The sequence below is a fragment of the Chryseobacterium pennae genome (assembly GCF_003385515.1).
Taxonomy (GTDB): domain Bacteria; phylum Bacteroidota; class Bacteroidia; order Flavobacteriales; family Weeksellaceae; genus Chryseobacterium; species Chryseobacterium pennae.
On sequence record NZ_QNVT01000028.1, the window covers coordinates 1 to 12548 of the forward strand.

Consider the following 12548-nt stretch of genomic DNA (forward strand, 5'->3'; position numbering starts at 1 on the left):
TAAATTCATTAAAAACTTCCCACAAGATGTTCAATTTCTGAACAAGCCCATGAACAGGCTTTCTTCTTACTTTTCAGTGACCTTTTTTCAACCTTTCTATCGGGTCACTGAATAGGTCACTTTCAGCTTGTAGTTTTTTAGCTCCATTTGGAACAGGCACAAAACAAAAAATGCTGTAAAACACCTATTTTACAGCATTTTGTACTATTTTGATTTAATAGTTGCGATCCGGACGGGACTCGAACCCGCGACCTCCGCCGTGACAGGGCGGCATTCTAACCAGCTGAACTACCGGATCAATTTTTTTTAAAGTAAATTGAGAAAACTTCTGCGATCCGGACGGGACTCGAACCCGCGACCTCCGCCGTGACAGGGCGGCATTCTAACCAGCTGAACTACCGGATCAATTTTTTTAAAAAGAAATTGAGAAAACTTCTGCGATCCGGACGGGACTCGAACCCGCGACCTCCGCCGTGACAGGGCGGCATTCTAACCAGCTGAACTACCGGATCATTTTTTTAAAAGTAATGAAAAAACTTTTTGCGATCCGGACGGGACTTGTACTTTTTCAAGAAAAGCCCTATCCATAAGCTTTATACTGTTCTCTTATTTTTTAGGTCACCGAATAGGTCACTATTTTAAATAAGTTTGAGAGCGTCTGTTTTTAACTGGTGCAAATATATGTCTTTTTTTAGCTTTTGCAAAAAAAAAGACTCCTTTTAGCGACAAATTTTTATTAAAACACAGACTATCAAAGACAAAAATCACTCTCTATATTTTTTATTTTTAAAAATTAAAAGTAATATTGATCAATAAACGAGCACATTTGTAATATTTTGTGATAAAAAACATATCATTTTTACTTGATATTACTAACAATTTCGCTCATCCACGACCTATTTCTGAACAAATATCTATCTATGATAGATATTTAATCAAAAACTTCCAAAATAAAATTTATTAGTCAATACACCTTTTTCACCATTTATAGACATTCTTAAATTTGTCTTTCAATATTGTCAAAATAAGGATGTTGAATTGTATATACAGCACCAGTATCTTCTGACGTAATAACAAAATCTGGATAAGGGTTTTCGCTTTTTAAGAGCCTATCAAAATCGTGAATAGTATAACACTTGCTTTGGCTATTGTACATATATAAAGTTGGGGCATTAATAATAAAAATGCCTACAACTTCAAAATCATTTAAATCTACTTCGATTGGGTCATTGGCCCGTAATTTAAAATGGTTTTGAATAACAACAATATTATCCTTTACCCAGTCTACTTTTCTTTTCAACTGTTTTTCGTACTTATCTTTAAAATTACTGTAATCTCTTTTCCAGTTATTGTAATCAAATCTGGATCGATTATGTTTGCATTCAGAAACATATATTTTCTTGTTATTCAAATCAAGAAAAAGAATATCAATGTCACCTATAGTATTATTGATATTAATAAATTGCTTCTTAACAGACTGGAAGCTTTCGATATCAACCTCATAAGGGTATTTTTTTGTTTTGATTAACTCGATTATAGGATTCTGCAATGTCTTATCATGGGTATTATCTACTTTCTCAATAAATTTTTTAAGATCATTATTAACTTTCCATTCAGGCGGAAAAATCCCAAATGGAAAGCAATTTGTTGATAGCTGTGAAATACTTTCCAACCATTTATTAGCACCAATTATATGGTACTGTTTGCCATCAATGGAATATTCTAAAATAGGTCGATACATATGTCTGTAAATATCTTGGTTTTTATAAAAGCACGCTTCAATACTTAAAGCATTTTTCTTTGTAATGGTCAAACCTTCATAGAAACTATCAAGAAATGTATGATCAACACCTGTATTAGCCTTAATCCTTTTAACAATTTCAGGAAAATGTGTAACACCTAATCGGTTCTCAGGTTTTTGTAAATTTTCTGCAACAAAGTAACATAGATCATCATATTTAATAGAATACTTATCTTCAACTAAAAGTTTAAAATCATGAATGCAATCCGAGAGAGCAACTTCTGAATTATGATTGTTTAAATCATTGAAAATATACGAAAAGAATAATGGGTAAGGCTGATAGGTTAGAAAAGCAATTTCTTTTTCTTTCCTTTCATATTTAACACCTATTGCTTTTGGAAATAATTGAACTCTTGCTAAATATTCGCTGGAAATAAATGCCCACTCACCAATATAAATTAATTCTTCAAGAAACGTGCAATAATCTAGCATATTATCCTGCATTTCTTTAAAAAAAATAGGAGCACTTTTAAGGTTATATTTTGTAGACTGTTCAAGTATAATCTTTAAAATTCGGCGTGATCCCGCAAATTTTTCTTCATTAATACTTAGCCGATACCCTTCAATTTGTTTTTGATGCAGCTCAATTGAATCTTCATGTAGATTATGACAAAATAAGTAAAATGAAAATCTTTTTTCACTTTGAATCTTGTCCTCCAGTTTTTTACAGAAAAATGTAAAGCTGAATTTAAGAATTTCACCTACAGTTTTAGGGTCAGTAATTTCAACTTCTGTTTGAAAAAATTTCTCTTTTAAAAGCTCAGAGAGTTCAGGCCAGTAAATATCCTTGTATTTATCATCTGAAATAACAATCCTTTTACCTTCAATATTGTATCCTGGCATTTTTAAGTTTTATAGTTATTAGTAGATATAAAATTAAAAAAAATAGACTTGCATATGATTAGAAATCAAAATAAATTATACTGATTGCTAAATTTATTTTTTTTTGCTTTTTTAAGAATACAGATTCTGTAATTATGTATAAATCTTGTCATACAAATCATCAATTTTGAAATTAAGATTTCTAACCTCCTTATTGTTCAATATCTTATTAATCCCCAATATGATTAATTGAGAAACAATCACTTTCATCTCCCAGTAAAGATCTTGTGAAAGCACATCTTTGCCATTAAGCTTTATATATTCATATCCTCTGTAGTGAGATCCTCCATGCGCTATTTCATTTCTAATTTTAAAAACAGCATCTAAAATTCCTTTCATTTTTTTAGCATCGTTCTTATTTTGTGTCAAATGAATTATACAAAACAATTTCATAAAATCAGTTGATGCATTTTTTTCAAATAATCCCTCCATTGCATAAACCAAATCTAAGAGTTTATCCATATCCTCGACATGAGATTCAACGCTTATTAAATATCTTTTTAAAGACCATAAATTACAATCCCATACTTTAGCAATTCCCGATAAATTGTCTTTCAGATTTATTATTCGTGATTTAGTAATTAAAACATGATGCATGAAAACATCTGTTTTCAGATCTTCGTAAAAGTTTCTCTTCTTAGACTTGAAGTGAATAATGCCACCATCAAAAACGCTATTCAATCCCATCACGGAAGTTGTTGGAAAAGTTAAATGCAATGCAGATAAAAATAGAAATGAAATCTCTTTCTGTAGTGCCTTATATTGATTATAACTCTGAATAAAATCATAAGGTATTGAATTCAGATTTTTAATTTGATCTCTGGAAGGTATTAATGTTTTTCGGGTTAATTGAGTTTCTATTATAACTACTCCTGTTGAATAATGCCAGTTCTTATAATTATTATCAACATTAAAATATGAATAAATCATTCCTAGATTATTAAAAACATAACTTTGGACACGATTTGTTTCTACAAAACCACTCCTAAATTTTGGCAGAATTTTAATCAAAACTTTTTCGACTTCATCAGAAACAAAAGTTTTCAGACCATAGTTAAACCCATATTCTACTTTTTTTTCAGAGATATTTAATGTTAGAATATGTTTAATATCGTCCGTAATATCCAGGATTATTTCATCATCCGAACTATCATCTGTATCGAAGTAACATGGAACAATCCATTGTAATTTTGTACTCATATCACAAAATGGTATTTGAATAATTTAAGAGCTGCTAATGTATTGTATAATTCTAACCATCAGTTTAGCTCCATTTATTGATTTGTTTACCTTGTTCTAAAAGCTCGTAGTATAATTCTTTAAAATTATTATAATGCGTGCTTGTTACAAAGTTGTGAGAAAACTGCTTATCCCACAATTTTAAAAATAAAACCAAAAATGCCCATATAGGACTATCTTCAGATGGCTTAATTAAATCTAAAGCATTTTCAATTCTAACATCAACATCAGGATGATCACTTCCACCCGATAAATCATGGCTTACGAAAAGCATTGAAGCCAAACCTACAACGATGGCTAAATGGCTTACAAATGGCTTTCTGCAATTTTCCAGGAGTAAAGATATTGCTCGCGAATCTGCTTCAATTTCTAACGCTTTGACACGATCACCTTTCAGATTATTTTCGCCTCTTGTTTTGATATGTTCTAATTCTGCGTGTGCTATTTCATGGAAAAGAATAAAGTTCATTGCTTCTACATACAGATCATTTGCTCTAAGAATATAAAAACCTTCATCTGTATTTTCATCAAAAATCTCCGGATTAGGAAAATATTCTGTATCCCACTTTGAATAAGCTCTTACTAATGATTTGGCATAATCAAATAATTCTTCTGTAAGTTCTATTAATTCTATATTTTGACTTTTGTGAGTAGAAATTTCTCTTTTAATTTGGTCAGGAATAGCCATTCCCTCCTCATAAAGAACAAACATTGAAAAGCTAATTATCCAAAGATAAGACAGATATGTTTCGTGAATATATATCATTCCATCCTTATCAACATACGGCGTCTGCTTGTTAATTAGAGGGAGAGGATACGATATATAATTTATATGTTCACTTAACTGCAAGTCTTTCTGCAACAGCTCTATAAACTCTTTACTTCTACTTAATAATCGGTCAGTTAAATTATGTTTAAGTACTCTTATTGGCTGTAAACCAGTATGATATTTACCTCTAACACTTTTCTTCATGGTATTTAATTTTCTAAAAAATAATTCTATAATCTTCTATTTTCTCTATGGTAATTTTAATTTCCACCTTGGTTATAATTTTTTCTCGGAGATAAGCGTATTTAGTTTTAGTTTCCATTTAAATATAGTTCACTTCTATTTTTCATTCAGCAGGAACTTTTCTGCGAACACATCCATCTTAGATTCTTGCGCTTTAATTTGATTCTTTACAAAATCTATTCTTTCATTATCTAAGGTTGAAGTTTCATCAAGCAAAGATTTTTGGAGATCCTTATAATCTTCAAAACAGATCAATAATTCTAAATGAATACTTTTCTTATGAATAGGTGCCGTTATTGATTTTAATTTGATAATTGTATCATCCAAAGATGAGATGAGAGAAGATAGATTATCTTTAATCTTAAAAAGCTTTTGTACCTCCTCAGATTCGGCATCAATTTCCTTCTTATGATATATAGGTTTATATTTCCACTCCTTCATTATTTTTTTTATTTTACTTCTCCAGTTCTCAGTTAGAAAAACAGATTGAAATGATTTTAGATCAAGCAGAACAACAGACAGTAAATCTTGGTGAAGATATTTTAGATTTTCCAAATCTAGATGTGAAACGGGTCTATTATGAGCTTCTTCCCTTCTTAATTTATTTAAACTGTCCATCGAACTTTCAAATTGAACAGGGCTTTGGAAATAGTTTGCGAATAGATTAAAGTTAGATAAGATGATTTCTTTCACTTGTAATGTAAATGTGTAAGCAATCAGAACATTACCATCATTACAATCTACTCCAAAATTGTTAAAATAGATTTTCTTAACATCTCTTTTTATTTTATTGCCTATTTCATTATCCCACCACTCATCACCAAATTTATCTTTGAACTTTAATTTTACAATTTCTCTCAATCCATTCTCAATTTCAGAAATTATCTGTTTAGCTTGAGCAAGGCGATAATCTTCTGAATTTTCCTGAAAAAAAGTTGATGTAAGCCATTCAATGGATCTTCCGGTTCCAATAAATTCTGCTGTAGCTTTAGTCGATAAAGCATATAAAATTTCATTATCGTCCTGATCAAAGGCCCGGACTGCATAATTCTTCAGATCAACATTATCATACTGATTGTTTCTGAAGATACCATTAAAGCAACCCATAATTGCAGTCATTTCTAATTTTATATCATATGAATTTCTTGCAACAGCATAAAAGTCGCAGCAAAGGGTATCTTCGTTAAGAAGGTAAACATCTTTGACATTTATTTCTTTACAACTCTTATCCAAAATATGGATTATCTTCAGTGAGCCACTTACTACATTTGTTAAATTCTCAATTGTTATCATTACTACAGTTTCAAAAATTATTTTAAATAAATGTTCAATAATGTCTTGTGCTATAAAGATTAATCAAATTACAACACAGATAAAAAGCTTTAAAATTCCTATTTCTTACTAAATTGTTCTAAAACTTTGTATTGTAAATGATTCAGGATATCAAGAACATAAGCGAGATGGTTTTCAGCATTCATTGTTGCAAAATGTATCACTTGCATTGATTGGTAGGAAGGCATTTTTAATTTTCTTTCAAAATCAGGGGCATGTTGTCCTAAAGGAATACTTATCAGTTTTTCTTCTCCGCCTAATATATTCGCTGGCGTAAAATGGGAAAATCCATCTCTGAATTTTAGCTTATATTTAGTTAATTCACTTGCTTCCTCTTCACTAAGTATTTTATATTTTTTACATTTCTGAATATTTTTGTCCATACTTCTCCCAGCGTACATCTTATCAGCCTGAATATATTTTTTTATTATTTCTTCATCACCATAATCTGCAACAGTACCAACCTCAAATTGTATTAAAGCAAGCTTTAGTGCTCTTTCAAGAAGTAGATTTGTATTAGTAATACTGGGGATATAAGCATTAATAATCAAACAATGGACAGAATCCTTAATATGCTGTTCCAGATCCCTGAACAAAAACAAATTATGTCCATACAAATACTTTTTATACTGATCATATCTAGCTTCTAGGCCATTATTAAAAATCTCTTTAAGATCGTTTTTGTTAGCAGTGTCAATAATTTCTGATAACTTCTCAAATTCCTTATCGTCACTTTCAAAGGAATTCAAAGCACCATTCTTATATTTCCACTTTTCGATTTTTTTAGCTTTATCCATATTAATATTTTAACATTTACAAATTTTCTCTACAAAATCTGGCTGACCATAAAAGGTAAATCTAATTTCACAGTCAGGACATTCGTACACGTTCATCTTATCACCACAGTTCATACAGACTCCATTTATACTATGTTCATTACCTTCCTCATGAATGTTTAATGTATCGTAAACGATTGCTCTTTTAGCTTCACAAGCTTCGCAGTCAATGTAACCTGCTGAATATAGAAGATTTAAATTACAACAGTAACATATTTCATTATTTGGAGAAAATGTCTTTTTGCAGCAATTTATGCATTCGTAAGCTAAACCGGAATATTCAACTGCCATTCTATGCATTTCATCAACATAAGGTTGAAATGAGATCAACTTGTTAAAATCTTTTCCATCCAAATGCTCCTGATAAAATTCTGAGGGACTTTCAAATTCAAAACTGATATCTGTCAGTAAAGGCATCAATAAATGCGTTACAGCAAAGATTAATTCTTTTTTGAGATTAATTATTTCGTCTTCGGACAAAAACAAATTTAAATGTATGAGCTTATTTCTATACAATTGAAATTTAGTAAGGTGATCAAAATGGAGATTAGTGAAAAAAACCAAATCGTTATTGTCTTTTAAAATATTTTTGAGCTCTTCATATGTCTTAGTCTTTAAATGATTTTCTTTAAACTTTTCAAAAAGGATTTCGCTAGAAAAAGTCTCGCTACTTTTTAAAATAGCATTAATATCAACTTCTTTTATTAAGTAAGCCTTTAGTGATAATTCTATTGATGTCTGGATATAAAGACAGGATATAATTGCTGTTTCCGGATCAAAAATTTCTTTATCATTCTGTATAATTTCTTTAATTCCACGTTTTAAAAATAGAACTGCGTTCTTGTAAATTGTTGAATAGATTTCCTGTAAATATATATCCATTTGCGAGTATTTTTTAAGCATTAATTGTTAATATTCTTATTTTCATAATACAAAACAAACAACTTATTGCGCATTCTTTTTGCGTAGTTTAAATAACTGTAAAAAGTCATACTTGAATAAGCGAAAAAGAACAGGAAGAATTGAAGATTATATATGTTGGCATGACAAGACCAAGGAAGATACTCCAATTAGCTGTCCCCACAGATGATGTTGACCTCTGGACCTCCAAATTCAATGTTTTAAAACCTATGATTTAAGCTATTAGTTAGTATTTAGTTCTTTTCATTAATTCTTGCTTTCAGTTAAGTTGTTGTTCGTTTTTTCTTGAAATATTTATTCAATCGAAAAACAAAATCAATTTAAAATTCCTCAAAGTAAAATCATCAATACAGGCTACATATAAATCAATAATAATATATTTTACAGATAGTTACATTTTAATTCTAAAATATTTTTGAAAAAATTATTTTAAGTGTAGTACTCTAAGTAAACTATTACCTAACTCTATTAGTTTTGGAACTTTATCATGAAATTCTACTGGAAGTACAGCTATGTTTTTCCAGTCATTGGTTCTTTTACCAATATCCAGTATGTAATCATGAATTTTTCGTAAAGTACTTTTTGACTTTTCCAGTTCCGGTTCAGATTGCTCTTCCGACAAAGCTGTTAAATCAGCAAGACCTTCTGTGAAGATATTCTTCCATTCTTCGTTATCGATCTTGAGTTGTTCAAATTCTTTTAAGATTTCTTTTACCTTGTTAAGATCTTCATTATTTGAAGAAACATTTAATGTATTGCCTTTACCCCCAATTTGAGTATTTTTCAAATTAGCTCCCTTAAAATCAAAATAATTACCCATAATTATTGTCTTTTGTTTATTATCGTTTTCTATATATTCTAAATAGTTTTTTGCCTCTTTAAATGTAAAAGGCTTTGAAATGGAGGCATAGTATGATAATTGAGAATCATCAATTAACATATTAACATAAAATAACTTGCTGTCATTATCTGAAATTTTTGATTTCAGATTGTAGAGTAAAGTTTGGATTTCTTTATAACCTTTTTCTGTATCTGACAAACTTGAAACTAAAGCTTTAAGAACGTTTTGAGAATGATGGAAATCAAAAGTATCCTTCTTTAAATTTTCATCATAAGCAATCTCAAAAATCTCTACCAACATAGGTAATTCGTCTAAACGTTTATAGTTAGAGATATCTTTAATATTATAATCATCTCTGTAGTCTTCCCTCACAGTCTGGCTAAAAGCACGAAGTAATCCCGAATATGTTAATAAAGTGCCTTCTGCGTTGCAATGAAATAGAACATTCAAAGCATCTGAACCAAAGATAAAAGGATCCTTTTTTTCAGCAATATATTGATTAGCAATGTCCAAAATAAACTTTTCATTAAGTTTTTTTTCTATCATTACTTCAACTGCTTTCCAACACAAGTAAGAATCGATTTCTGTACAGCATTTTTCTAGAAAAATTATCTGCTCTCCTTTAGGTATTAATTCTATATATTTCGATAGAAAGTCTTTTTGAGAATATATGAACCTCTCGTTTAAAAAATTCTCTTCAATTGCACCATAAGCTTCTTTCAGTTTATTTTCTATTGCATATTCAATATGATCTTTTAATGAACTGGAATCCAACACCACATTGTTCAGATTATAGACAATTTGTTCATTAAACAACTTTAGGTTATCAACTCTTTCTTTAACAAATTGTATAGTACCTTCAGCACTACCGAAAATATTGCAATATCTCAATGTCTTTAAATAGAAATCCTGTGAATAATGAAGATCATATTTTTTATCAAAAAAGTATAACAATTTTAGTACATAATAACCGTTGTAAAGACCTAAGTTTCCATCACTTTTAATATTGATTACTTTATCAAACTTAAATTCTTCAGCAAATTTTAATGCGTAAGTTTTAATGTAAGAAATATGCTCTTCTTTTACTTCAAAACCCTCATTTTCTCGATCTTTAATTTTATCTTTTATCTGGAAAAGCAAAAAATAATCATTGCCAATATGTTTAATAACATCCTCTTTCGTTTTGCTTTCAGTACTTCTCACAGAAGCTCCAATGGCTTTAAAAACTGAATGATGGACACCATGAATATCTTCCGTTTTATACCAGTCCCATTCTATATCATGAATCATCTTCCATGTCATATCTTCGATATTATTTGTATCGAAAACCTCAGCCACTTTGCAAGCCATAGCTTCTTTATTGAAAAGAATCTCAAAATTATTTTGAATAAATATTTGCCTTTTTTTCTTTTCTTCCGCGATTTGTTTTTCATTCGGTAGATCTTCAGGAAATTCATATCCAGCCTCTTTAAATACTTTTTCAAAATAATACCCCAATTCAACTAAATTATTGAAGTACCTATATCGCAAATAATTAATATCAGTAAGTTTTTGAATTTTCAATTCATTGTTTTGATATTTTGCTGCTAAATAATCAATACACATTGTATTATTAAATAGGCTTAAAAGTAGATAGTTTTTATCTGAAAGACCATATGTATTGACAATATATCTGAAAGCATTTATATCTTTAGGTGTACGGTTGATAATTTTAACTAAAATATTATCTCCACTATGAATAAAGCTTTCTTCCGGCCTTAAAAAAGCATCAATTACTCGGAATAAAAAGTCATTTTCTTTATTAACAAAGAAAATAATTCTCTCTAGAAGTTTTTCTCTGAAATCTTTGCTGTAGAAATCAGTAAGCTTTAAATCAAATTTGGAGTTAAAAATTACATTTAGTACTGCTAAAAAATTCTCAGCATTCTTAATTTTTAAGAATATTTTTTCTAAAAGCCATCGAGTCCCACGCATCATATTGTCTTTGATTCTTTCAGGTCTAATCTCGTAAAGATTATATAATGAATTGATTAAAACATCAAAATAGTCGTCGACATTTTGAAAATCAGCAATCATTGCAATAATTTGATGGTTAATTTCTGGTGAAAAGTTATTACAGAAATTTTTTGCTATTTCTTTAAAAAGCTCCTGATCATTTTTATGAAAACCCTTTGATCTAAATGACCTCAAAGCTACATCTTGATATCTTCCTTCAGAAAATATAAGACCTTTAAATATGTCTTTAATTTCAGAATCTCTAGTGTTTGAATCGGTGAAAGAAAGAACATCCAATGCTGAGATAACGCTTCGAAAATGATTATTCTTTTTAATAATTTCTATCAAAAAATCAACATCTGCAAATTCTGCAATCTTATCAATTGAAAATCTTCTGTCTTTTCCAAACCAAAATGTTTTTTCTACAGAAATCTCATTAAAATACCTTCTAAATATCTGATGTTGTGTAGATTCACCTAACCTACCCTTTTCTGTTAAAAATAAAACTTCAGGCTCATTTTCCAGAAGCCATTTTTCAATATCAGCGAGTTTATCATCATCAACTATGTTAAGTAAAAATGTGATTGTATTAAACAAAGAGGGTTTTGTTATATTTTCTTCCGGAGTAAGTCTGATAAGCGAAATAATTTGTTCTGCACTAAACTCTGCTAGGAGCTTTGCAGAAAAAAACTCTTGATAGTTCTTGTGTCTAAAAGTATAATTACCAGAATTCGGCAGCTTTTCGATAAATGATATCTGCTCGAAAGTCGATTTATCATCCTTACCTAAAAGTTCATAAACATGATCCTCTGAAATAAAATTCTGCTGCATCAATTCACTAGTAAAAGCAACTTTCTTCAAACAGTCCTTGATATGAGGAATACTAATTTCCTCTCTTTTCTTCAGCTTATCTTTAGTTAGCTTTTTTAACTCATTTTCAATAAATAAATCCCAAGATTCTGTTTGAGTTTCTGGATAAGATCTTTTACTCTCATAGTATTCGCAAAACAAATTTAAATTAAAGGGATTCTCTAAATATACTCTGAATTTGTTTAGCTCACCATTATTTAATAGTTTGGAAATACGTTTTTCAAGTATATTATTGATCTGCCTGTCGGTCAATCCATCAAGATAGAAGTATTTAAACCCTGAAATATTAATTAAATATTTTTCATAAATATTTGTTCTGCAACTAATAACAACATTTATATTCTTATCCTCATTCTTACTTAGAAAGCTTTCCAACTCTGAAATAAAATCTTGAATAACAGCAATTTCATCAAGTCCGTCAAGGATAAAAGTTATACATGGAAGTTCCTCCCATTTTTTAAAATGAATTAAATCTTCAAATTTTGAAACTGCACGAAAGTTTTTCAGGTCAATTCTGAATGGAAAATTTAAATCGTCTTCCTTTTTTACCTCTAAAAGATCAAATAAAATATTAAGTTCGGTTGACTTGCCTATTCCTGGATTCCCAAGCAAAACAATTCTATTATTCTGAGCTAAAATATCAGAAAGAGTATTTTTGCTTTGTTCATCAATAAGCTGAATTTCTAAACTACTCTTTGGCGTTTTTATATATCGTTGTTCGTAATACATTTTATTTCTTATTCGGGTACTAAATTTACTCTATATTAATCAAGCGGAAAGTTAAATTGATACGTTGTTGCATAGATTTTCGGGAGAAGG

7 protein-coding genes and 3 tRNA genes are annotated in these 12548 nt (G+C 29.6%); all 10 read right to left on the reverse strand.

Features of this window, described 5'->3' with window-relative positions:
• Positions 1-224 precede the first annotated feature (224 nt).
• Positions 225-298, reverse strand: a tRNA-Asp gene (locus DRF65_RS22300).
• Positions 299-331: 33 nt separating this feature from the next.
• Positions 332-405: transfer RNA gene (locus DRF65_RS22305), tRNA-Asp, on the reverse strand.
• 33 nt (positions 406-438) lie between these two features.
• Positions 439-512, reverse strand: a tRNA-Asp gene (locus tag DRF65_RS22310).
• Positions 513-997: 485 nt separating this feature from the next.
• Entirely contained in the window at positions 998-2644 is a 1647-nt protein-coding gene (locus DRF65_RS22315; protein ID WP_115972948.1) for a hypothetical protein, read from the reverse strand.
• A 132-nt stretch (positions 2645-2776) separates the two neighbouring features.
• Entirely contained in the window at positions 2777-3883 is a 1107-nt protein-coding gene (locus DRF65_RS22320) for a hypothetical protein (protein WP_115972949.1), read from the reverse strand.
• 64 nt (positions 3884-3947) lie between these two features.
• Positions 3948-4895, reverse strand: coding sequence for a phage exclusion protein Lit family protein (locus DRF65_RS22325; protein ID WP_115972950.1), 948 nt, complete (start codon positions 4893-4895; stop codon positions 3948-3950).
• A 135-nt stretch (positions 4896-5030) separates the two neighbouring features.
• Positions 5031-6227 carry a hypothetical protein gene (locus tag DRF65_RS22330; RefSeq protein WP_069214566.1) on the reverse strand — a complete coding sequence of 399 codons (1197 nt, stop codon included), beginning with the start codon at positions 6225-6227 and terminating at the stop codon, positions 5031-5033.
• 98 nt (positions 6228-6325) lie between these two features.
• Positions 6326-7063 carry a hypothetical protein gene (locus DRF65_RS22335; protein WP_115972951.1) on the reverse strand — a complete coding sequence of 246 codons (738 nt, stop codon included), beginning with the start codon at positions 7061-7063 and terminating at the stop codon, positions 6326-6328.
• Between the two features lie 9 nt (positions 7064-7072).
• Positions 7073-7984, reverse strand: a complete 912-nt coding sequence (locus tag DRF65_RS22340; RefSeq protein WP_123947415.1) for a hypothetical protein — start codon at positions 7982-7984, stop codon at positions 7073-7075.
• A gap of 463 nt (positions 7985-8447) precedes the next feature.
• Positions 8448-12458, reverse strand: coding sequence for an NACHT domain-containing protein (locus DRF65_RS22345; RefSeq protein WP_115972953.1), 4011 nt, complete (start codon positions 12456-12458; stop codon positions 8448-8450).
• Positions 12459-12548 lie beyond the last annotated feature (90 nt).